This window comes from Streptomyces sp. IBSBF 3136 (genome assembly GCF_036815105.1).
Lineage (GTDB): Bacteria > Actinomycetota > Actinomycetes > Streptomycetales > Streptomycetaceae > Streptomyces.
In genome coordinates this window covers 13240-35300 of the sequence record NZ_JAJSZC010000064.1, presented here as the reverse complement: position 1 = coordinate 35300, position 22061 = coordinate 13240, and the positions used below count along the sequence as shown (strand labels likewise).

The 22061-nt window shown below is 71.5% G+C and carries 22 protein-coding genes and 1 tRNA gene; 13 read left to right on the top strand and 10 right to left on the bottom strand.

Annotation, left to right across the window (positions count from 1 at the left end; genetic code table 11):
- Window positions 1-542: 542 nt before the first annotated feature.
- Window positions 543-617 (bottom strand): 50S ribosomal protein bL37, encoded by a 75-nt coding sequence (locus V7E45_RS40625; RefSeq protein ID WP_106960698.1) that lies wholly within the window; start codon window positions 615-617, stop codon window positions 543-545.
- A 303-nt stretch (window positions 618-920) separates the two neighbouring features.
- Here V7E45_RS40625 and V7E45_RS16390 point away from each other — a divergent pair, with 303 nt between their 5' ends.
- Complete coding sequence (locus tag V7E45_RS16390; RefSeq protein ID WP_333774901.1) at window positions 921-1142, top strand: hypothetical protein; 222 nt, start codon at window positions 921-923, stop codon at window positions 1140-1142.
- A 439-nt stretch (window positions 1143-1581) separates the two neighbouring features.
- Here V7E45_RS16390 and V7E45_RS16385 read toward each other — a convergent pair whose 3' ends face one another.
- Window positions 1582-2010, bottom strand: a complete 429-nt coding sequence (locus tag V7E45_RS16385) for a DUF7144 family membrane protein (protein WP_333774900.1) — start codon at window positions 2008-2010, stop codon at window positions 1582-1584.
- 29 nt (window positions 2011-2039) lie between these two features.
- Complete coding sequence (locus V7E45_RS16380) at window positions 2040-2492, bottom strand: SHOCT domain-containing protein (RefSeq protein ID WP_333774899.1); 453 nt, start codon at window positions 2490-2492, stop codon at window positions 2040-2042.
- Window positions 2493-2805: 313 nt separating this feature from the next.
- On the opposite strand from V7E45_RS16380, the gene V7E45_RS16375 reads away from it, so the two are divergent.
- A complete protein-coding gene (locus V7E45_RS16375) occupies window positions 2806-3678 on the top strand; it encodes a GAF and ANTAR domain-containing protein (protein WP_333774898.1) in 873 nt (290 codons plus the stop codon).
- A gap of 231 nt (window positions 3679-3909) precedes the next feature.
- Here the strand turns inward: V7E45_RS16375 and V7E45_RS16370 are convergent, their stop codons facing one another.
- Both V7E45_RS16370 and phoU read right to left on the bottom strand, forming a co-directional pair.
- Window positions 3910-4065, bottom strand: coding sequence for a hypothetical protein (locus tag V7E45_RS16370; protein ID WP_020940827.1), 156 nt, complete (start codon window positions 4063-4065; stop codon window positions 3910-3912).
- 119 nt (window positions 4066-4184) lie between these two features.
- Window positions 4185-4874 carry a phosphate signaling complex protein PhoU gene (gene phoU, locus V7E45_RS16365; RefSeq protein WP_333774897.1) on the bottom strand — a complete coding sequence of 230 codons (690 nt, stop codon included), beginning with the start codon at window positions 4872-4874 and terminating at the stop codon, window positions 4185-4187.
- Window positions 4875-5054: 180 nt separating this feature from the next.
- Between phoU and V7E45_RS16360 the strand changes: the two genes are divergently transcribed.
- The gene (locus V7E45_RS16360; protein ID WP_333774896.1) at window positions 5055-6308 is read left to right on the top strand and encodes a sensor histidine kinase; all 1254 of its coding nucleotides are present in this window, start codon (window positions 5055-5057) and stop codon (window positions 6306-6308) included.
- Complete coding sequence (locus V7E45_RS16355; RefSeq protein ID WP_010358452.1) at window positions 6305-6985, top strand: response regulator transcription factor; 681 nt, start codon at window positions 6305-6307, stop codon at window positions 6983-6985. The genes V7E45_RS16360 and V7E45_RS16355 overlap by 4 nt, the downstream gene beginning before the upstream one ends.
- A gap of 119 nt (window positions 6986-7104) precedes the next feature.
- On the opposite strand, the gene V7E45_RS16350 is transcribed toward V7E45_RS16355, so the two are convergent.
- Window positions 7105-7797 carry a DUF461 domain-containing protein gene (locus V7E45_RS16350; RefSeq protein ID WP_333774895.1) on the bottom strand — a complete coding sequence of 231 codons (693 nt, stop codon included), beginning with the start codon at window positions 7795-7797 and terminating at the stop codon, window positions 7105-7107.
- Between the two features lie 615 nt (window positions 7798-8412).
- On the opposite strand from V7E45_RS16350, the gene V7E45_RS16345 reads away from it, so the two are divergent.
- The 7 genes from V7E45_RS16345 to V7E45_RS16315 all read left to right on the top strand — a co-directional run bounded on the left by V7E45_RS16345 (window position 8413) and on the right by V7E45_RS16315 (window position 15313).
- The gene (locus V7E45_RS16345) at window positions 8413-8895 is read left to right on the top strand and encodes a CarD family transcriptional regulator (protein ID WP_003953493.1); all 483 of its coding nucleotides are present in this window, start codon (window positions 8413-8415) and stop codon (window positions 8893-8895) included.
- A gap of 309 nt (window positions 8896-9204) precedes the next feature.
- Window positions 9205-9957 (top strand): 2-C-methyl-D-erythritol 4-phosphate cytidylyltransferase, encoded by a 753-nt coding sequence (gene ispD / locus V7E45_RS16340; protein ID WP_333774894.1) that lies wholly within the window; start codon window positions 9205-9207, stop codon window positions 9955-9957.
- Window positions 9947-10483 carry a 2-C-methyl-D-erythritol 2,4-cyclodiphosphate synthase gene (gene ispF / locus V7E45_RS16335; RefSeq protein ID WP_333774893.1) on the top strand — a complete coding sequence of 179 codons (537 nt, stop codon included), beginning with the start codon at window positions 9947-9949 and terminating at the stop codon, window positions 10481-10483. Before ispD ends, ispF begins: the two co-directional genes overlap by 11 nt.
- Before the next feature lie 48 nt (window positions 10484-10531).
- On the top strand, window positions 10532-10936 hold the full coding sequence (locus V7E45_RS16330; protein WP_333774892.1) for a PPOX class F420-dependent oxidoreductase: 405 nt from the start codon (window positions 10532-10534) through the stop codon (window positions 10934-10936).
- Window positions 10937-11015: 79 nt separating this feature from the next.
- A complete protein-coding gene (gene cysS / locus V7E45_RS16325) occupies window positions 11016-12416 on the top strand; it encodes a cysteine--tRNA ligase (RefSeq protein ID WP_333774891.1) in 1401 nt (466 codons plus the stop codon).
- Window positions 12417-12515: 99 nt separating this feature from the next.
- Window positions 12516-13457 (top strand): 23S rRNA (guanosine(2251)-2'-O)-methyltransferase RlmB, encoded by a 942-nt coding sequence (gene rlmB, locus V7E45_RS16320; RefSeq protein ID WP_333774890.1) that lies wholly within the window; start codon window positions 12516-12518, stop codon window positions 13455-13457.
- Window positions 13458-13585: 128 nt separating this feature from the next.
- Window positions 13586-15313, top strand: coding sequence for a DoxX family protein (locus V7E45_RS16315; protein ID WP_333774889.1), 1728 nt, complete (start codon window positions 13586-13588; stop codon window positions 15311-15313).
- 731 nt (window positions 15314-16044) lie between these two features.
- On the opposite strand, the gene V7E45_RS16310 is transcribed toward V7E45_RS16315, so the two are convergent.
- The 3 genes from V7E45_RS16310 to msiK all read right to left on the bottom strand — a co-directional run bounded on the left by V7E45_RS16310 (window position 16045) and on the right by msiK (window position 18665).
- Window positions 16045-16776, bottom strand: coding sequence for a nucleotidyltransferase family protein (locus V7E45_RS16310; protein WP_333774888.1), 732 nt, complete (start codon window positions 16774-16776; stop codon window positions 16045-16047).
- Window positions 16777-16860: 84 nt separating this feature from the next.
- The gene (locus V7E45_RS16305) at window positions 16861-17322 is read right to left on the bottom strand and encodes a hypothetical protein (RefSeq protein ID WP_333774887.1); all 462 of its coding nucleotides are present in this window, start codon (window positions 17320-17322) and stop codon (window positions 16861-16863) included.
- A 206-nt stretch (window positions 17323-17528) separates the two neighbouring features.
- The gene (gene msiK / locus V7E45_RS16300; RefSeq protein ID WP_333774886.1) at window positions 17529-18665 is read right to left on the bottom strand and encodes a diacetylchitobiose ABC transporter ATP-binding protein MsiK; all 1137 of its coding nucleotides are present in this window, start codon (window positions 18663-18665) and stop codon (window positions 17529-17531) included.
- Between the two features lie 217 nt (window positions 18666-18882).
- On the opposite strand from msiK, the gene V7E45_RS16295 reads away from it, so the two are divergent.
- Window positions 18883-18956: transfer RNA gene (locus V7E45_RS16295), tRNA-Thr, on the top strand.
- 86 nt (window positions 18957-19042) lie between these two features.
- Here the strand turns inward: V7E45_RS16295 and V7E45_RS16290 are convergent.
- Window positions 19043-20701: an FAD-dependent oxidoreductase gene (locus V7E45_RS16290; RefSeq protein WP_333774885.1), complete on the bottom strand. Its 1659-nt coding sequence runs from the start codon at window positions 20699-20701 to the stop codon at window positions 19043-19045.
- A 202-nt stretch (window positions 20702-20903) separates the two neighbouring features.
- Between V7E45_RS16290 and V7E45_RS16285 the strand changes: the two genes are divergently transcribed.
- A complete protein-coding gene (locus V7E45_RS16285; protein ID WP_333774884.1) occupies window positions 20904-21986 on the top strand; it encodes a SchA/CurD-like domain-containing protein in 1083 nt (360 codons plus the stop codon).
- The last annotated feature ends 75 nt before the right edge of the window (window positions 21987-22061 follow it).

Here is a 22061-nt window from a genome sequence, read left to right as displayed (position 1 = left end):
CCGCCGCCCCCGCCCCGCGGGCGCCCCCCCCCCCCGCCCCCCCCCCCCCGCCCCCCGGCGCGGGCCCCCCCCCCCCCCGCGGCGCCCGATGCGACGACCGCACCGGCACCCGCGCCCGCCGTCGCCCTGAGCATTCCGCGACGGGAAAAGTCGTTCATGGTCCGTGTCCTCTCGACCACCAGCAGACCCGAATCGGTCTTTTCTGGGTGATTTGGGCGAAGTGGACAGTAGCAAGGGTGATCACGGTGGGCCGACGCGACACGCTCGCGGCCACCGTCGAGCCGTCCGACGTCGTTGCCCCCGCCGCGCATGTCCGCCTCTTCCAGGCGTGGTTCGTCGGTGTGGAGGCCGGTCGGGGTGCGCTTGCGGCGTGCGGGGGACCGGGGGGTGAGTGGCGGGTGGTGCTGTGGTCACTGTCGACATGGAACAAACGGGTCGTGCCGGGTGAGTGGTCATCGCCCCGGTGACGACCGAGCCCCCTGCCCGGGGGATCCCGTGGGCAGGGGGCTCGTCGCTGTACTGGGCTTGTGACTCAGGTCGGTTCAGGCGTTGGGGCGCTTGCCGTGGTTCGACTTCTTCTTCTTGCGGGCACGTCGCTTGTTGCCTCGCTTCGCCATAGCGCATATCTCCCTAATGTGACCTTTTAGGTGTATTGGTCAGTGTAGGTTCGGCCCGGGGTCGACCGCATCAGCGGGGTCGGCCAGGGCAGGGGTACCCGGCTCGCCGGGCTCACGCGGTCGCGCGGTCACGGTGTCTCCCGTCCATCGGTTCGCCGGGTGCCAAGGCCGCGATCGAGGAGTAATCGGGCAAAGCGGGGTCAAATTCGAAAAGACCAGGTCAGAGGCGTGAAAAGGGCCTCACGATGTGGATCTGTGCCGACCGCCACAGCGGACGGGTTGCGCGGAGGCGCATACTGAGCCATGACCAAGCCTGCTGCGCCTCGGCGCCACCTGCCCACCAGCCCCTTCAAGGCTCCGGTCGCGCCGGTTCCCAAGCACTTCGAGGTGGGGGACCAGGTCACGCATGACGTGTACGGACTCGGCCGAGTGATCGGTATCGAGGACGGGATCGCGGCCCTGGTGGATTTCGGCTCGGCGCAAATGCGGATCTTGAGCCCGTACGCCAAGATGACCAAGTTGTAGGACCGCTGTGCCCGGTCACGGCACACCAGGTCCCGGCCGGGACCTGTAACGAAAGAGAGTCCGCTCATCGATACGACATCGCTGTTCTCCGCCGTGGAAGGCCAGCCCAGCCACTCCGCCGCGGCGTCGCCGCCCCCGGCGACCAACCCCTTCCAGGCCCCCGACTTCGGGGATGACGCCTTTGTGTTCGAGGACGTGGAGGAGCCTGCCCCGGGCAGCCGTGCGACACGGTCCCGGGCGGCCTGACTCCACGCTCCACGCTTCACGTTTCGCGCTCCGCGTTCCGCGCGCAGCGCGAGTCGTCACCGGTGGCTGACGTTCCTCGTGGCACCGACCACCTAGGCGGCAGGGCCCCCTGTACATCCCGCCCGCGATACGGCGGTCCCCGGCCATGCTTGATGGCCGGGGGGCTGAGCGCAGCCGGTCGGTACGGGACGCCTCACGCCTCGGACTTCGCCGTTGATTCCTGGGGCTGTGCCACGCACAGGGCCCAGATGACGACTCCGGAGAAGGCCATCATCAGGGTGGACCACAGGGGGGCGTACGGCAGGGACAGGAAGTTGGCGATGATGATCAGGCCGGCGATGACGATGCCGGAGACCCGGGCCCACATCGCCTGCTGGAACAGCCCCATGCTCACCACCACGGCGACGGCGCCCAGGATGAGGGTGACCCAGCCCCAGCCGGTCAGGTCGAACCGGAAGACGTAGCCGTTGGCCGCTACGAACACGTCGTCCTGGGCGATCCCCATGATGCCGCGGAAGATGTCGATCACTCCGGCGACCATCAGCATGACGGCTCCGAAGAGCATCAGCCCGCCGGCCCACTGCTGCTTGCGCGCGTGCGTGGTGGTGCGTGTCGTGGTCATCTCTCAGCCTCGCTTGCTTCGGCCGGTGCTCAGCGGGGGCTGGGCGCCGGGGCCGCGGTGGCGCTGTTCGCCGGACGGGCGTCGGACAGGATCAGGGCCTTGGCCTGCTGGAACTCGTCCTGCGTGATGTCGCCGCGCTTGCGCAGCTCGGCGAGGCGGGCGAGTTCGTCGGTGCTGCTGGGCTGGTTGGCGGCAGCCGTCTCACGGACGTAGGAGTCGAACATCTGCCGCTGCGCCCTGGCGTGCTCGACGTCGCGGCGGCCCATGTCCTTGCCCCGTGCGATGAGGTACACGAAGACGCCGAGGAACGGCAGCACGATCACGAACACCAGCCAGCCGGTCTTCCCCCAGCCGCTCAGCGAGTCGTCCCGGAAGATGTCGAAGACGATCTTGAAGAGCAGGAAGAACCACATGATCCAGAGGAAGAACCAGAGCATGGTCCAGAAGGCGCTCAACAGGGGGTAGTCGTACGCGAGAAACATCTGCGTGTTCCCTTCGTCTCCCGCCCGGGTCCTCACCCGGATGGTGTTCTGGGTCCACGCTGCGCCCGAAGCCGACCGGCGGCCTCACACCGGCCGGGTGATTTCGTGTCCGGGTCCCCTGATCCGGGACCCGCGCCGGCGTCGACGCCCGACCCGGGGCGGGCCCAGGATCGGCGAGAAGCGCCCCGGCCCTGCCATGACCCTCCGTGACATGGGAACCCGGCTGCCGGCAGCCCGTAGCGGGCGGGCTTCAGGGGATCACAAAGGGACACCGACGGATCATGGCCGCTGACCGAACGTCACCACGGGGGTGATGACCATGCCGCCCGATCAGCCCGATCAGCCCGATCAGCCCGATCAGCCCGATCAGCCGGACGAGCGGGCGGGTGACGGTGCGTCCGCGGAGCCCCGGGGCCGGCTGCGCGTCAGCGAGGCGCTGGCCGCCGCCACCCGGGAGGTCACCGACCCCCTGCGCGTCCCGGACGCGCTGTGCGCGGCCTGCGTACGGCTCCTGCCGGTCAGCGGGGCCTCGGTGTCCATCTCCGGTGGCCGGGGCATCCAGATGACCTGGTGCGCCAGTGACCGGGTCGCGGCCCGGCTGGCCGAGCTGCAGTACACGACGGGCGACGGGCCCTGCCACTCCGCGCTCGAACAGGGCGCCCCCGTCCTCGCGCCCGACCTCACCGCGGGCCGCGATGCCCGGCGCTGGCCGATCTTCGCGCACGAGGCGGTCGGACTCGGCGTGTCCGCGGTGTTCTCCCTGCCCCTGGGCGTCAGCGGTGCCGCCGTCGGCACCCTCGACCTGTACTGCGACCGGGTCGGCGGCCTGTCCGAGCCGGACCTGCGGACCGCGCTGTGGGTGCGGGACGCGATCACGTACGCCCTGATGAGCACCCAGCCGGCGCACGACGGGTCCGAGGAGGCCACCGAGGAGGAGGTGGCGTCCTGGCTGGCGGCCTCGGAGGCCGACCACACCGAGGTCTACCAGGCGGTCGGCATGGTGATGGTGCAGCTCGACGTCGACCCCGAGCAGGCCCTGGACCGGATGCGGGCCCGCGCCTTCGTCGAGGGCCGTACCGTGAGCCAGGTGGCCCGGCAGGTCCTGGCCCGCAAGCTCCGCTTCGAACCGGAGCCCGGCGGCCATCACGACGGCGGCCATCATGGCGACGTCGGTGACCGGTCATGAGCCGGGAACGGCAGTAGCGGTCGAGGCAGGGGCCCTCGTCGGTCGGCGGACCCCGCCGCGCCGCGGTCATGTCTGGCCCCGCGGCCGCCCCCGCCCCGCCGAGCCCGCCGTCCGCTTCGCGGGGCCGCCCGGCCACCGGCCGCCGTCACTGTCCGCATTCCTGGACGCGCTGCGGCCGGCACGCGTGAGGGGCCCCGGGATCACCCGGGGCCCCTCACAGGTCGTACGCCGTCAGCCGCACTGGCAGGGAGCGCCCGACTGGCAGCCGCAGCCGCAGCCCGATCCGCAGCCGCACGCGGCGACGAGCGGCAGGCTCCTGATCTCGCCGGACTGGTCGGTGTCGCGCTCCTGGGTGGGGTCGGGCGTGGTGCTGGGGGATTCGGCCATGGGTCCCTCCTCGACACGGGGGCCTGGTGCCCCCGCCCATTGCATGCCCGTTTTCCTGGGCGCATCAACGGCGCACAGAGGCGCCCGCGCGCCTGCCCGGCGGTCTTCGAGCCCCCGCCTCAGACTCCTTCGAGCCCCGTGACCGGCTTGATGTCCTGCTGGAGGTCGTCCGCGTGCTCGCCGGTGACGAGATAGACGACACGCTTGGCGACCGCCACGGCGTGGTCCGCGTACCGCTCGTAGTAACGGCCCAGCAGGGTCACGTCGACGGCCGTCTCGATGCCGTGCTTCCAGCGCTCGTCGATCAGGTGCTGGAAGAGCGTGCGGTGCAGGAGGTCCATGTCGTCGTCGTCCTGCTCCAACTGGAGGGCGAGGTCGACGTCCTTCGTCACGATCACCTCGGCCGCCTTGGCCATCAGGCGCTGCGCGAGCTGGCCCATCTCCAGGATGGTGGCGTGCAGGTCGTGTGGCACCGCGCGCGCCGGGAAGCGCAGCCGGGCCAGCTTGGCCACGTGCTGCGCGAGGTCTCCGGAGCGCTCGAGGTCGGCGGACATGCGCAGCGACGTGACGACGATACGCAGGTCAGTCGCCACCGGCTGCTGGCGCGCGAGCAGGGCTATCGCCCGCGCCTCCAGGTCGTGCTGGAGTTCGTCGACCTTCTGGTCGGCCTCGATCACGTTCTCGGCCAGCTTCAGGTCGGTGTCGAGGATGGCCGTCGTGGCGCGCCCGATCGCCGAGCCGACCAGCCGGGCCATCTCCACCAGACCGTCGCCGATCGAATCCAGTTCCTCGTGGTACGCGTCCCGCATCAGGGTTCCCTCTCATAGGTGTGCTTGGTCCCCACGCTCCCACGTTCTGTCCCGCACGCGACCGTTTCTGCCCTCTCGAATGAACCGGTACTGGCTCCAAGGTGAACTCTGGGCGACGAGTGTTCGAGGTCGCACCTCGACGGCTGTGGTCAGCTCGTTCGGCATGCCTAACCTTGAGGCATGGACGTGAACGCGGCGGTCGCCGCAGCGGCAGCGATCGCCGGGGTGCTCACCGGTGTCATCGCCATGCTGGCGTTCCGCTGGAGTGAACGCGACCAGAAGCGACCCACCAGGACTTCTTTGCACACCGATCCCGTACTCCCGCCCGGCGTGGACACCGTGCTGTCCGTGCTCCGCTCGTCGGCCGTCGTCCTCGACGAGGCCGACGCCGTCGTCAAGGCCAGCTCCGCCGCCTACGCCCTCGGGCTGGTCCGCGGCGGCAAGCTCTCGGTCGAGCCGATGCTCCATATGGCCCGGGACACCAGACGCGACGGCGAGATACGCCAGGTGGAGCTGGACCTGCCCCGGCGCGGCACGGGACGGGGCGAGGCCCTCGCCGTCTCCGCGCGGGTGGCCCCGCTCGGCTCCCGGCTGGTCCTGCTGCTGGTCGAGGACCTCACCGAGGCCCGCAGGATCGAGGCCGTACGGCGCGACTTCGTGGCGAACGTCAGCCATGAGCTGAAGACGCCCGTCGGCGCGCTCTCCCTGCTCTCCGAGGCCGTGATGGACGCCTCCGACGACCCCGAGGCCGTGCAGCGCTTCGCGGGCCGCATGCAGATCGAGGCGACCCGGCTGACCAATCTGGTCCAGGAGCTGATCGACCTCTCCCGGGTGCAGAACGACGACCCCCTGGAGGACGCCGAGCCCGTCCGGGTGGACGAGCTGGTCGCCGAGGCCGTCGACCGCTGCCGCCACCAGGCCGGCGCCAAGCAGATCATCATGGCCGCCGGGGGCACCGCCGACCTGCACGTCTGGGGCAACCGCGGCCAGCTCGCCGCCGCCCTCGGCAACCTGGTCGAGAACGCGGTGAACTACTCCCCGGCCCGCACCCGGGTCGGCATCGCCGCCCGCCGGGTGGTCGCCCCGGGCGGCGACATGATCGAGCTGGCCGTCACCGACCAGGGCATCGGCATCTCGGAAAAGGACAAGGAGCGCGTCTTCGAGCGCTTCTACCGGGTCGACCCGGCCCGCTCCCGAGCCACCGGAGGCACCGGTCTCGGGCTCGCCATCGTCAAGCACGTGGCCGCCTCGCACGGCGGGGAGGTCACGGTGTGGAGCGCCGAGGGGCAGGGCTCCACGTTCACTCTCAGGCTGCCGGAGGCGGGCGTGGCCCGTGACCGCGCACTGCACCACCCCGACCTCGACGAAGAGGACGGCGGCCCCACCGACACATCTCCGTACGAACCGCTTCCCGCCCCGGAGGTCCTTCCGTGACCCGAGTGCTCGTCGTCGAGGACGAGGAGTCCTTCTCCGACGCCCTGTCGTACATGCTCCGCAAGGAGGGCTTCGAGGTCGCCGTCGCGGCCACCGGCCCCGACGGACTCGACGAGTTCGAGCGCAACGGCGCCGACCTCGTCCTCCTCGACCTGATGCTGCCGGGGCTGCCCGGCACGGAGGTGTGCCGGCAGCTGCGCGGCCGCTCCAACGTTCCCGTGATCATGGTCACCGCCAAGGACAGCGAGATCGACAAGGTCGTGGGCCTGGAGATAGGGGCCGACGACTACGTCACCAAGCCCTTCTCCTCCCGTGAGCTGGTCGCCCGCATCCGGGCCGTCCTGCGCCGTCGCGGGGAGCCGGAGGAGGTCACCCCGGCCGCCCTGGAGGCGGGCCCGGTCCGTATGGACGTCGACCGCCACGTGGTCACCGTCTCGGGCTCGAAGGTCGACCTCCCGCTCAAGGAGTTCGACCTGCTGGAGATGCTGCTGCGCAACGCCGGCCGCGTGCTGACCCGCATGCAGCTCATCGACCGGGTCTGGGGCGCCGACTACGTCGGTGACACCAAGACGCTGGACGTCCACGTCAAGCGGCTGCGCGCCAAGATCGAGCCGGACCCGGGGGCGCCCAGGTACCTGGTGACGGTGCGGGGCCTCGGCTACAAGTTCGAGCCGTAGGCCGTAGGCCGTACGGCGGGCGGCACGACCGGCCCGCCCGGGCCGGCCCGGTGGGGCCGCGCGGGACGACGAAGGGCGGCACCCCCCGGGGGGGTGCCGCCCTTCGCGCGTGCGGTCGCTCAGTTGCCGGCCGACTGGGACGCCGAGTCGCTGGGGGTGGCGCCGGTGTCCGCGGCGTCGCCCGCGGACGCGGTGTCGGTGGCCGTCGCCGAGGCGGTGGCCTTGCCGCCCTTGTGCGGCTTGCCGCTGCCCGAGGCGGACGCGCCCGGCGCGGGGGAGGCGGTGGCCGCGGCGCTCGGGATCTCGCTCGGACCCCAGCCGCTGAAGTAGCTGGTGGCCGGGACCACGTAGGCGCTCAGGCTCACCGGACCGGTCGAGCTGAGGGTGAAGGTCACCTTCTGCACGTTGCCGTTCTGGACCGCCTCGCGGCCGCTGGCCAGTACGGCGGACGCGTTGCCCTTGCCGCCGATGATCAGCGAGCCGTGGGCCGGGACGGTCAGGCTCTGGCCCTTGGCCGGGGAGAGCTTGAGCGGCTGGCTGCTGCCCGCGACGGTGATCGACTGGAGGGTCTGGTTGGTCGCGCCCTCGTTGAAGATCGTCGCGGAGACGACGGCGGGACCGGTGGCCTGCGGGTCGGGCTGCGTGATGATCGCGGCGTTCTGGATCTTGATGGCGCCGACGCTGGTGGCCGCGTTGTCCGGCTTGATCTCCAGGGTCTGGGAGTTGTTTCCGGCGCCGCAGGCGGCGAGCGAGGCGATCGAGAAGGCAATGGCGGAGGCGGCGAGGGCGCCGCGTCGAAGGCTGCTGCTCACGGCGGCGGCAACTCCTTGAACGCAGGGGCGGCTCCTCTATAAAGCCACCCTAAGTGTCTGTCAGCGACCTCAGGTTACCGAGCCGTTCCCGCGCCGCCGCACCCGACCCTCCCCCAAGCCCCCCGCTTCCCTCCGGGTGGGGGTACCGCGACCGCCCGCAGGTGACCCGCGGGTCACTTTGCCGGGACCTCCGTCAGCCATTCGCATAACGCGCGCGCGAGCGCTCCCTGGAGCGCCGGCGACATTTTCGTGAAGGAATGCGCGAGCACCCTGGAAATTGATCACCGATCACCCGTCCGGCCCAGGTTGATCAATTCCGGAATCGGCTCCCGCCGGTGCCGGGCCTCCGAACGGAGTAGCGGAAGTCGCACGTCTGGAAGCGGACAAAACGGGATGTTCATCCGCTTGGAAGCGCCTCCCGGAGCGTGTAACGTGCGCGTTTCTCTCCGCCCGGAGAGCCCCTCCGACCTGCGAATACCTGGTTCCGCAGGCCCTTCGCAGCACGTTCGTGTCACTGTTGTCAAGCCCCGAGATATGCCCTGACCTGCGAAAACGCCATTCAGAACCCGCCGTATCCGTGTTACCCTGGATAGCCACGGAAGGGGTACCTGTCACATGACGTTCAAGGTTGGCGACACCGTGGTCTATCCCCATCACGGGGCCGCGCTGATCGAGGCTATCGAAACTCGCCAGATCAAAGGCGTGGACAAGACCTACTTGGTGCTGAAGGTCGCCCAGGGTGACCTGACGGTACGTGTGCCAGCGGACAATGCGGAGTTCGTCGGCGTGCGTGATGTGGTCGGTCAGGACGGGCTGGACCGAGTCTTCGAGGTGCTGCGCGCCCCGTACGCCGAGGAGCCCACGAACTGGTCCCGTCGCTACAAGGCAAACCTGGAGAAGCTTGCCTCCGGCGATGTCATCAAGGTCGCGGAAGTCGTGCGTGACCTGTGGCGTCGCGAGCGCGAGCGCGGACTGTCCGCCGGTGAGAAGCGCATGCTCGCCAAGGCCCGCCAGATTCTGGTGAGCGAGCTGGCTCTCGCGGAGAACACGAACGAGGACAAGGCCGAGGCCCTGCTCGACGAGGTACTCGCCTCCTGACGCGCCCCCGGCGGCTGTCGCCGCCCTCAGCACGCGCCACACAGTGAACTGCCGCGGTGCCCGATGACAGACCCTGTCGCCGGGCGCTGCGGCATGTTCGTCCCCGGAACTCCAGCCGCGGTGCGACCGGGGCGACGGGCCGGTAAGACGCCTGTCGTTCATCTCGGGGGAAGCCCCCCGATACTTGGTGTGCCGGGCCCGGGCAGATGGCTCGACCAGGGTCACGGAAGGGTCCGGTCAAGGCGTCGCGCCCGGCACTCCTCCAGGCCATACCCACCTGGGTCGAGCACACAAACCTGACAGGAACCGATGTCTGACGATTCGCGCCCCTCACCCGCGCAGATCCCCGTCGCCGCCGTGATTCCCGCCGCCGGCCGGGGCGTACGCCTGGGCCCTGGCGCCCCCAAAGCGCTGCGCGCGCTGAACGGCACGCCCATGCTGATCCACGCGGTCCGCGCCCTCGCCGCCTCCCGGCACGTCGCCCTGGTGATCGTCGTCGCCCCGCCCGACGGCGCGGGCGAGGTGAAGTCCCTGCTCGACGCGCACGCCCTGCCCGAGCGCACCGACTTCCTCGTCGTGCCCGGCGGGGACAGCCGCCAGGAGTCGGTCCGGCTGGGCCTCGACGCCCTGCCGCCCGAGTACGGCGTCGTCCTCGTGCACGACGCGGCCCGCCCGCTCGTCCCCGTCGACACCGTCGACGGCGTCATCGAGGCCGTACGCGACGGCGCGCCCGCCGTGGTCCCCGCGCTGCCGCTCGCCGACACCGTCAAGGAGGTCGAGCCCGCGGCCGTGCCCGGCGACCCCGAGCCGGTCGTGGCCACACCCGAGCGGGCCCGGCTGCGCGCCGTGCAGACACCCCAGGGCTTCGACCGCGCGACCCTGGTCCGCGCCCACGAGACCGTCACCGAGGACGTCACGGACGACGCGAGCATGGTCGAGCAGCTCGGCCTGCGGGTCGTCACCGTCCCCGGGCACGAGGAGGCCTTCAAGGTCACCCGCCCCCTCGACCTGGTCCTCGCCGAGGCGGTCCTGGCCCGCAGGAGGCTCAACGATGGCTTCTGACACCTCTGACACCCGGCCCGCCCACGACCCGTCCGCCGCGCTCCCGTTCGCGCTGCCCCGGGTCGGTATCGGCACCGACATCCACGCCTTCGAGGAAGGCCGGGAGCTGTGGTGCGCCGGTCTGAAGTGGGAGGACGCGGGCCCGGGCCTGGCCGGGCACTCCGACGCCGACGTCGTCGCGCACGCCGCGTGCAACGCGCTCTTCTCCGCCGCCGGGCTCGGCGACCTCGGAGCGCACTTCGGCACCGGGCGCCCCGAGTGGTCCGGCGCCTCCGGCACCACGCTGCTGACCGAGGCCGCCCGCATCGTCCGCGAGGCCGGATTCACCATCGGCAACGTCGCCGTCCAGGTCGTCGGAGCCCGCCCCAAGATCGGCAAGCGCCGGGACGAGGCGCAGAAGATCCTCTCCGAGGCGGCCGGCGCTCCGGTGTCCGTCTCCGGCGCCACGACCGACGGCCTCGGCTTCCCCGGCCGCGGGGAGGGACTCATGGCGGTGGCCACGGCACTCGTGGTGCGGGTGGGCTGAGGGCGTGCGAGGGTACCCGCAGAGTCACCGTTGACCGAGGAGGTACCCATGTCCGCCGCACTGCCCGACCGGGTCAAGTCCCTGTTGGACGACAAGGTGTTCATCGTCGTCGGCACCGTACAGCCCGACGGGGGACCGCAGATGTCCCCGGTCTGGGCGAAGCGTGACGGCGACGACATCCTCTTCTCCACCACGGCGGACCGCCGCAAGAAGAAGAACCTGGACCGCGACCCGCGCGTCACGGTCGTCGTCATGAACCCCGAGCAGCCCTACGAGTACGCCGAGATCCGCGGCACCGCCGAGATGACCACCGACGGCGCCGCGGAACTCATCGACGAACTGAGCGAGAAGTACACCGGCAAGAAGTACGCGGACTTCAACCCCGCCTCCGCGAACGACGCCCAGCGGGTGGTGGTGCGCATCACCCCGCGCAAGGTGACCGGGATGCTCTGAGGTCCCGGCGGCACGGCGCACCCGGGGCATTGTGGGGAAGGGGCGTGAGGCACTGCCTGGCGCCCACTACCCTGGAGTGGTGACCATTCGCCTGTACGACACCAACGCCCGGCAGATCCGTGACTTCACCCCGCTCAAGCCGGGCTGTGTCTCGATCTACCTCTGTGGTGCCACCGTGCAGGCGGCCCCGCACATCGGCCACATCCGCTCGGGCCTCAACTTCGACATCATGCGCCGCTGGTTCGCCTACCGCGGCTACGACGTGACGTTCGTCCGCAACGTCACCGACATCGACGACAAGATCATCAAGAAGGCCCACGAGCAGAACCGGCCCTGGTGGGCGATCGGCTACGAGAACGAGCGCGCCTTCAACGACGGCTACTCCGCCCTCGGCTGCCTCCCGCCCACCTACGAGCCCCGCGCGACCGGCCACGTCACCGAGATGATCGAGATGATGCAGGGCCTCATCGAGCGCGGCCACGCCTACGCGTCCGACGGCAACGTCTACTTCGACGTGCGGTCCTTCCCGCAGTACCTGGAGCTGTCCCGGCAGGAGCTGGACAACCTGCTCCAGCCCTCCGGCGAGGGCGAGACCGGCAAGCGGGACCCGCGCGACTTCGCCATGTGGAAGTCCGCCAAGCCCGGCGAGCCGACCTGGCCCACCCCGTGGGGGCCCGGCCGCCCCGGCTGGCACCTGGAGTGCTCCGCGATGGCGCACAAATACCTGGGCAGCGCCTTCGACATCCACGGCGGCGGCCTCGATCTGATCTTCCCGCACCACGAGAACGAGATCGCCCAGGCCAAGGCCTACGGCGACGACTTCGCCCGGTACTGGGTGCACAACGCCTGGGTCACCATGGCCGGCGACAAGATGTCCAAGTCGCTCGGCAACAGCGTCCTGGTCTCCGAGATGGTCAAGCAGTGGCGTCCGATCGTCCTGCGCTACTACCTCGGCACCCCGCACTACCGCTCGATGATCGAGTACAGCGAGGACGCGCTGCGCGAGGCGGAGTCCGCGTTCGCCCGTATCGAGGGCTTCGTCCAGCGCGTGGTGGAGAAGGCCGGCGGGGCCGTCGAGCCCGCCGCCGAGGTCCCGCCCGCCTTCGCCGAGGCGATGGACGACGACCTGGGGGTCCCGCAGGCCCTCGCCGTCGTGCACACCACCGTCCGGCAGGGCAACAGCGCGCTGGCCGCGGACGACAAGGACGCCGCGGTGGCCCGTCTCGCCGAGGTGCGCGCCATGCTCGGCGTCCTCGGCCTCGACCCGCTCGACCCCGCCTGGGCCGGTGAGACCGACCGGGGCGAGGACCTGCACGGCGTGGTGGACAGCCTCGTCCGGCTCGTCCTCGACCAGCGCGAGTCGGCCCGCGCCCGCAAGGACTGGGCCACCGCGGACGCCATCCGCGACCAGCTCAAGCAGACCGGTCTGGTCATCGAGGACAGTCCGCAGGGGCCCCGCTGGAGCCTCGGCCAGCGCTGAGACCGCCTCCGGTCCGATGATCGATTGTGCCGCCCGGACCTCCGGGCGGCACACTGCATAGACGTACACATCCGCACGCACCACAGAAACAGGTAGGTCATGGCCGCGAACAACCGTCGCATGTCCGGCAAGAAGGGCGCGCAGGTCGGCAGTGGCGGCCAGCGGCGCAGGGGCCTGGAAGGCAAGGGCCCGACCCCGCCCGCCGAGATGCGCAAGGGCCACAAGAAGAACCGCATCGCCACCGCCAAGGCCAAGCAGTCCGCGCGCCGCCCGGTGGTCCGCGGCCGGGGCGGCAAGTCCGCCTCCGAACTGGTCGTCGGCCGCAACCCGGTGGTCGAGGCGCTGCGCGAGGGCGTACCCGCATCCACGCTCTACGTCCAGCAGTTCGTCGACAACGACGAGCGCGTCCGTGAGGCCCTCCAGCTCGCCGCCGAGCGCGGCGGCATCAACCTGATGGAGGCCCCGCGGCCGGAGCTGGACCGCATGACGAACGGTCTGAACCACCAGGGCCTCGTGCTGCAGGTGCCGCCGTACGAGTACGCGCACCCCGAGGACCTCGCAGAGGCCGCCTACGACGAGGCCGTCGACCCGCTGATCGTCGCGCTCGACGGCGTCACCGACCCGCGCAACCTCGGCGCGGTCGTCCGCTCCGTCTCCGCCTTCGGCGGTCACGGCGTGGTCGTCCCCGAGCGCCGCTCGGCCGGCATGACCGCCGGCGCCTGGAAGACCTCCGCCGGTACGGCCGCCCGTACGCCGGTCGCCCGCGCCACCAACCTCACCCGGACCCTGGAGGCCTACAAGAAGGCCGGCATCACGGTCGTGGGCCTGGCGGCGGACGGCGAGGTGGAGCTCGGCGACCTGGAGGCGCTCGGCGGCCCCGTCGTCATCGTGGTCGGCAGCGAGGGCAAGGGCCTGTCCCGCCTGGTCGGCGAGACCTGCGACTTCCGGGTGCGGATCCCGATGCCGGGTGGCGCGGAGTCCCTGAACGCCGGTGTGGCGGCGGGCATCGTGCTGTACGAGGCGGCGCGCAGGCGGAGCTGAACACCCGTCCGGCACTTCACCCGTGCGGGGTCATTACGGCGTCCATGTGGCGTCAGGAGCCGCTTTGACGGGGTCCGGACACATCCGGCCGGTCAAAGCAGTGTCCTAACTCCACGTCACTCGGTTAGATGAGTGTGGACACCAGAACACCCCGCACACCCACGGGGGACCGCTCGTCGGGATTCGACGACGCTCCCGCGCTGAGCATGGTGAAGGTGCCGAGCGATCCGGCGCAGGTCATCGTCAGTCACGCCAGCTTCCGCGTGCAGTTGGGCGCGTCGGCCAAGCGCGGCCAATCCCCGCGGATCGCCCGGCACCTGAGCGCCACCCAGGAACCCGCCCGCATGCCGGTCATGGGCACCGGGGGGCGGGCCGGCGCCACCGCCGCGGCCGGCCGCCGGCGCCCCGTCGTGTGGAGCGGCAGGTCCGCGCCCGACGACACCGGCGCCCACCGGCTGCTCCAGGCCGTCCGGGGCAGCGTCCGCCATGTCGACGAGCCCGTCGAGGCCGGCGCCACCCAGGTCATCCCGCGGGTGGGAACCGGATACCCGGACGCCTACGCGGGTCTCGACCAGACCGTGGAGACACCGGTCGTCGGCCACCAGCGCACCGCCCCCGACGAGGGCACCCGGCTCCTGCCCACCATGCGCGGCGCGGGCAGCGCCTACGACGAACCGGGTTACGCGGCGCAGGAGTTCGACGGCGCGTACGGGAACTACGGCGACCACGCCGGGTACGCCGGTCACGACGACTACGCAGATCACGGCGACTACGACGCCTACGACGACACCGCCGAGGCGGCGGGCGAACGCCTCCGCAAGCGCCACGGCGACGACCCGGCGCGGCACGCCTACTACCCGGGCCGCCGCATGAACCTCGGCGTCGTCCTGCTCCCGCTGCGCATCTTCCTCGGCTTCATCTCCATCTACGCCGGTATGGGCAAGCTGTGCGACCCCGTCTACTTCGACGGCGGCAAGCGCGGCTCCATGGTCAAGTGGCTCAACACCCTGCACCCGTGGGACGTCGCCGAGCCGCTGCACCAGTTCGCCCTGCACCACCCGGTCGGCTCCGGCCTGGTCATCGCCTTCCTCCAGGTGGTCGTCGGCGTCCTGACCGTCTTCGGCTGCTGGCAGCGTGTCGCCGCCGTGGTCGGCGCCCTGCTCTCGGCCGCGCTGATCGTCACGGTCAGCTGGAAGAGCGTCCCCGCCTACGACACCCCCGACATCATCTACCTGGCCGCCTGGTCACCGCTGATCATCGCGGGCGCCCCGGTCTACTCGGTCGACGGCCGCCTCGCCGGCAGCGCCTGGCGCACCCTCGGACCCCGCGCCGACATCTGGGAGCTGCGCCGCTTCGTCCTGCGCCGCGGCGCCCTCGTCACGGCCGTCACCGTCGGTCTCACCCTGCTCGCCGGCTCCCTGCTGGGCGGCGCCGTGCGCGACTCCAGCCGTGTGGTCGTCCCCGGCCCCGGCGAGGCCCCGCGCAACAACGTGCCCGGCTCCCCGCTCCCGCAGGAGCCCGGCCGGACGCACCGGCGGACCCCGTCGGCGTCCAGCTCGCCGTCCGGCGGCGCGACGGCCGGCGCCAGCCCCTCCGGCGCGGCGACGACCCCGGGCGCGAGCCGCGGCACCGGCGGAGGCGCCACCACCACGACCCCCAGCCAGACCCAGGGCACCTCGGGCCAGGTCCCGCCCCGCAGGTCCGCCCCCACGGGCGGCGCCCCCAGCACCACGGCGGGCCCGACCAGCACGGGCGGCACGGCGACGGGCGGCGGCACGTCGACCGGCGGCACCGGCAGCACGGGCGGCACGTCGTCCACCGGCCAGCCGGGCCTGGTGGGCGGCCTGCTGGGCTGACCGACAGAACAGGGCCCCGCACCGAGAGGTGCGGGGCCCTCGGCGTGCGGTTGGCATCGTCCGTGGGGAGCGTGGCCGGGGGCCGCGGTGCCCCGCAGCCGTGAGCCCGGCGCCCGGCCCGAGGCCGTGAACGCACGCCCGCCTGCCCGCCCACGACCGCCGATCCGACGCCCAGCGTGCGAAGCCCGACCGTCGGCCCGAAGCAGTGGGCGTGCGCTCGGCAAGCCTGGCGGTCAACCCATGGCCGTGCACGCGCACTCGACTGCCTGCCCTGGACCGCCGGTCCGGCGCCCGGCGTGCGGGCGCCTGGCCGTCGGCTCGCAGCCGTGGGGCGTGCGCCCAGTAAGTCCGGCTGTCGGTCCGAGGCGGCTCCTGTGTGCCTGACTGGCAGTTCGGCGCGGTCTCTGGTGTGCCCGGTTGCCCGCCCGGGGCCGCCGAGGCAGTGCCCGGTGTCGGCGCCTGACTGTTGGCTCGGGACCGCCGATCCGACGCCTAGCGTGCGAAGCCCGACCGTCGGCCCGGGCCGTCGTTCCGGCGCCCAGGTGCGGTGCCCGACCGTCGGCCCGCAGCCGGGGGCGTGCGCCCGGCAAGCCCGGCGGTCGGACCGTAGCCGGGGGTGCGCCCGGCTTGCCGGGCCGAGGCGGCAGCGCGGTGCGGTCCGTGGGTGCCCGGCTGTCCGCCCGGGAGCGTACGCGTGTGGCCGGCTGTTCCGTCCGGCGGTCAGCTTTCCGCTAGCGGCCCAGGGCCGACAGTTCCTTTGCCGCCTCGGTCAGGTCCTTCGCCGTGTCGATGGCTCGCCAGTAGGCGCCCTGCGGGATGGTGAAGCCGGCGAGCTTGCGCTCGCGGGCGAGGCGGGGGAACGTGGTCCGCTCGTGGTCACCGCGCTCGGGCAGCAGGCCGTTGAACTCGGGCGAGAACACGTACACGCCTGCGTTGATCTCGAACGTCGAGGGCGGGGCCTCGATGAAGTCGGTGATGTGCCCGAAGCCGTCGGTCTTCACCGCGCCCCAGGGAATCCGGGGCCGGGCCAGCGCCAGCGTGGCGAGGGCGTCCCGCTCGGTGTGGAAGTCGGCCATGTCCCGCAGGGAGAAGCGGGTCCAGATGTCGCCGTTGGTGGCGTACCAGGGCCGGTCGGGGTGGGGAAGGTGCGCGGCGGCGTACTTGAGTCCGCCGCCGCGGCCGAGGGGCTCCGTCTCCACGACGGTGGTGACGGACACCGGCAGGTCGGCCGAGTCCAGCCACTTCTGCAGCACCTCGGCGAGGTGGCCGCAGGAGACCACCACGTCCGTCACGCCCTCTTCGGCGAGCCAGGCCAGCTGGTGACCGATGATCGGAGTGCCCGTACCGGGGATCTCGACCATCGGCTTGGGCCGGTCGTCGGTGTAGGGACGCAGCCGTGAGCCCTGGCCACCGGCCAGGACTACGGCTTGAGTGGGGCGCGACGCGGCGTTCGGATGGGTCATGACCCGAACTGTACGTGGCGCCCCGGCCGGGAAACCGGCCGCAACAGGCTCCTTAAGGAGCCGTTACCGACTTCCCAACCGCGTCTAGCTGTGCGCGGCCAGCACGCCGGAGGCGAAGGCGGTGTCGCAGACCGGCCGCGCGTAGGACTGCGCGCGTGAGGCGCCGTAGATGCGGACCGCCGCCTGGCCCAGGGCCCGCGCGATGGAGGAGCAGTGCTTCGCCAGCGACGGGTGCCCGTTGACGGCCTGCTGGAGGTGGGTGAGGACCACCCCCGGGTTCTTGTCCTGCAGCTCGGTCATCAGCCGGTCGCGCAGCACGTCCTGCGGGGCGTGGGCGACCGTCCTGGTGGGGACCTCCGCCGCGGAGACGTCCGAGGCGGTGAGCACCGAGCTGGAAGGGCTCCCCGTCCAGTTGACCCGGGTGACCGCGAGGGTCCCGGAGAGCACCAGGACGACGGGCAGGACGAGGGCGAGAGTGCGGCCGATCCGGCGGGCAGGGCCGCCCCGGTGGCCGCGTCGCGTCTGAGGGTTGGTGGAGTGCTTCACGCGAGTGAGGGTAGCGCCCGGTAACCATTTGGCGACATTTGGTCACCCTTATGGGGGATGAAGTGGCGTCCCTTTCTGGGTAGAGGGTTGACGCTGCCCGCCCGAAATGCTCGCTGTGCCGGGGTAATTCCGGCAACGGAAGGGGCCCCGCGGTGGTCCGCGGGGCCCCTTCCGTCAACCTGTGCGGAAAAGCGCTGCTCAGCCGGTCAGTCGGAGAGCCGCTCGCCGGTGGAGGTGGAGAACACGTGGATCTCACCCGGACGCGGCACCACGTGCAGCGTGGAGCCCTTGTCCGGCACCTGGCGGCCGTTCACGCGGACGACCAGGTCCTTGACCTCGCCACTGACCTCGGCGGTGCCGTAGACGTAGCCGTCGGCGCCCAGCTCCTCGACCACGTTCACGGAGACCGCGAGACCGGCCGGGGCGTCCTCGGTGTCCTTGGACAGCGAGGTGGCGACACCGCCGCCCAGCTCGACCACGTCGAAGTGCTCGGGGCGGACACCCACGGTCACCGTGCGGTCACCCTTGTCGGAGGCGGCCTTCAGGGCGTCGCGGTTGACCGGGACGACGCTGTTGCCGAACTTCACGCCGCCGTCGGTGATCGGGACCTCGACCAGGTTCATGGCCGGGGAGCCGATGAAGCCGGCGACGAAGAGGTTCGCGGGCTTGTCGTACATGTTCCGCGGCGAGTCGACCTGCTGGAGCAGACCGTCCTTGAGCACGGCCACCCGGTCGCCCATCGTCATGGCCTCGACCTGGTCGTGGGTGACGTAGACGGTGGTGATGCCGAGGCGGCGCTGCAGGGACGCGATCTGCGTACGCGTGGACACACGAAGCTTGGCGTCCAGGTTGGACAGCGGCTCGTCCATGAGGAAGACCTGCGGCTCACGCACGATGGCGCGGCCCATGGCGACACGCTGGCGCTGACCGCCGGAGAGCGCCTTCGGCTTGCGGTCCAGGTACTCGGTGAGGTCGAGGATCTTCGCGGCCTCCTCGACCTTCTGCCGGATCTCCGCCTTGTTGACGCCGGCGATCTTGAGCGCGAAGCCCATGTTGTCGGCGACCGACATGTGCGGGTACAGCGCGTAGTTCTGGAACACCATGGCGATGTCCCGGTCCTTGGGCGGCAGGTGGGTGACGTCGCGGTCACCGATGCGGATGGCTCCGCCGTTGACGTCCTCGAGCCCCGCGAGCATCCGGAGCGAGGTGGACTTGCCGCAGCCCGACGGGCCGACCAGGACGAGGAACTCGCCGTCCTCGATCGCGATGTCGAGACCGTCGACGGCGGGCTTGGTGGAACCCGGGTAGATCCGGGTCGCCTTGTCGAACGTCACAGTGGCCATGGTGAATGGGCCCCCTTCTACCGGCAGGAACGTGCCGGACGATCCGTTGTAGGAAGGTGGTTGGTGTAGTCCACGCGAGTGAACCGGTTCTGGACGGTACCTGCCGTTCACCCGTCTGTCAGTACCCCGGCCCCTGCGAACTTCGCGGGAATTCCCGACGGGCCCGCGGTGGGACGTGGGTACACTGCACAGGCACGTACGCGGTACGCGCGTGCAGGCCTCCTTAGCTCAGATGGCCAGAGCACCGCACTTGTAATGCGTAGGTCGTCGGTTCGAATCCGACAGGGGGCTCCGTACGCCGAGGCCACCCGCACCATCTGGTGCGGGTGGCCTTTTCGTCTGCCCGGGTCAGGGAGGTCCGCCCAGGTCAGGGCCGGTCAGGCCGGACGGAGCAGGGTGCGCAGCACCTCGCGCAGGGTGCCCTCCGGGTCCGCGACGGCTCCCGTCGCGCGCCAGGCCACGAAGCCGTCCGGGCGGACCAGGACCGCGCCGTCGGCCGTGGTGCCGTGGGCCTCGGCCCAGTCCGGGGCGTCGGCCGCCCCCGGGGCGCCGGTGTCGTAGGTGAGGTCGGCGTCGGCGCCGGGGCCGATGCGGTAGGCGTCCAGGCGTACGCCGTCCAGGGAGGCGACCCGGCGGGCCGCCTCGTGCCAGCCGGCGTCGTCCGGGGCGTCGGTGAGCAGCACCAGGGAGCGCTCGTACAGGTCCAGGGTGGACAGGCGGGCCCCGGCGCGGCGCAGCCACAGGTGCGGGGCCCGGGTGCCGGGGCGGCCGTTCAGGGAGAGGCCGTCGGGGACCACCGGCTGGTCCTGGTCGGTGCCGACGACGGCGCCGTGCGGGTAGTGGTAGCCGAGGACGACGTTGAGGATGCCGCCGCGCTTGCCGCCGCCGACGCCGGGGGCGGGCGCGAAACCGGGGTGGCTGTGCTCGACGGAGCGGGCGGAGGCGCGGGCGCTGGTGGCGAGGGCGACCGGGCGGCGCTCGGTGTCGTAGCTCGCGAGGAGCCCGGGCTCCGCCCAGCCGTCGAGGACGGCGGCCAGCTTCCAGGCGAGGTTGTGGGCGTCCTGGATGCCCGTGTTGGAGCCGAAGGCGCCGGTGGGGGACATCTCGTGGGCGGAGTCGCCGGCGAGGAAGACCCTGCCCTGGGCGTAGCGGTCGGCGACCCGTTCGGCGGCTCTCCAGGAGGCCTTTCCGGTGATCTCGACGTCCAGGCCGGGCACGCCCACGGCTCGGCGGATGTGGTCCCGCAGGCGTTCCTCGGTGAACGAGTCGAGGGACTCGCCGCGCTCGGGGTGCCAGGGGGCGTGGAAGACCCAGCGTTCCTTGTTGTCGACGGGCAGCAGGGCGCCGTCGGCGTCCGGATGGGTGAGGTAGCAGCAGATGAAGCGCCGGTCGCCGACGACGTCGGCCAGGGCGGCGGAGCGGAAGGTGACGCTGACGTTGGCGAAGAGGTCGCCGGGGCCGCTCTGGCCGATGCCGAGGGCGGTCCGGACCGGGCTGCGCGGGCCGTCGGCGGCGACGAGGTAGTCCGCCCGGACGGTGTAGCTCTGGTCGGTGGTGCGGTCGAGGACCACCGCCGTCACTCCGTCGGCGTCCTGCTCGAAGGACTCCATCCGGTGGGAGTAGCGCAGCTGGCCGCCGAGTTCGCGGGCGTTGTCCAGGAGGACCGGTTCGAGGTCGTTCTGGCTGCACAGGCACCAGGCGGTGGGGCTGAACCGGGCGAGTCCGCCGCCCGGGTCGATGTGCTTGAACAGCCATTCGCCCGCGTCACCGACGAGGGTCGGGGTCTGCAGGATGCCGTGGTTCTCGGCGAGGAGGGATGCCGCCGCCTTGATGTCCGGCTCGACGCCGGCCACCCGGAACAGCTCCATCGTCCGCACGTTGTTGCCGCGTCCGCGTGGGTGGATCGAGGTCCCGGAGTGCCGTTCGACGAGCATGTGCCGGACACCGAGTCGGCCCAGGAACACGGACATGGACAGGCCCACCAGAGAGCCGCCCACGATGAGGACGGGGACGCGGTGGTCGGCTTTTTGATGCATCGAAGCCTCCAGAGGCAGGGATGAGCGTGTGGGGCGCCTGTGAGTTGTCTTGCCCGGTGGCGGTGGCTTCGCGTGCCCAATCACCCACGTGGTTCATACGAGTCGCGGGCTTGTGGGGACCGGCACAGGATCAAGGAACGCCGCCGTCGCGTCCTCTGCGCCCGGTGACGGCTCTGCCCCCCGCGAAGGAGATGTGTGCAGGATGACCACGACGTCTGAACGCCTTTCAGAAACGGCACGCGAGGTGTCGAAGCGTGTCTCCCAGTCCGTGTTCGACGGCTCCCGGCTGCGGGTCGTCCTCCTGGTCGACGTCTACGACGGCGCGCAGCAGCAGTTCCTCGAGGCGTACGAGCAGCTCTGCAACCAGGTTGCGTCCGTGCCCGGCCATGTCAGCGACCAACTCTGCCAGTCGATCGAGAATCCCTCCCAATGGCTCATCACGAGCGAGTGGGAGAGTGCGCCGCCGTTCCTCACCTGGGTGAACAGCGAGGAGCACGTGCGGATGGTGGAGCCGCTGCACAGCTGTGTCCGGGACACCCGGTCGCTGCGGTTCCACGTGGTGCGGGAGACCGGCGGCGCGGCGGACCAGTCCCGGTCGGGCGAGCGCCGGCTTCAGGCGCACCCGCGCATCGGTGACGGGGTGATCCGGCACGCGCTCACCTTCACGGTGAAGCCGGGCACCGAGGAGAAGGTCGCGAAGATCCTCTCGGACTACGCCTCGCCGCAGGCGCGGGTGGACGCCACGACGCGGCTGTGCCGGACCTCGCTGTTCATGCACGGCAACCGGGTGGTGCGGGCCATCGAGGTGCGGGGTGACCTGCTCGCGGCGCTGCGGCACGTGGCCCGGCAGCCCGAGGTGCGGGCCGTGGAGGAGGCGATCAACCCGTATCTGGAGCAGGACCGGGACCTCGACGACCAGGAGTCGGCCCGGATGTTCTTCACCCGGGCGGCGCTGCCGGCCGTGCACCACGTGAGCACGGACGGGCAGCCGGAGGGTTTCCGGCGGGCCCTGTGCTACCCGGCCAGGCCGGGTCGCGGGATGCGGCTGGCCGAGCTGCTGGCGAAGGCCGACTCGGCGGCCGCCGAGGACCCGGCGAGCCCGCTGCTGCGCAGCACGGTCTTCCAGCGTGACGACGTCGTGGTGCGGCTGGTGGACGTGCGTGACGAGCGGGCCGCGGAGGCGCTGCCGGCCGACGCCCGGGCGGCCGCCGAGGTGCGCGAGCTGCTGGACGCCGAGGCCAGCCCCATGGACCTGATCACCGACCGCCGGTCGCCGGAAGCCTGATCCGGCCGCCCGGCTCCGACAGCCCCGACAGCCCGACAGCGCCGAGCGGCGACGCAGCAGACACAACGGAGGAAA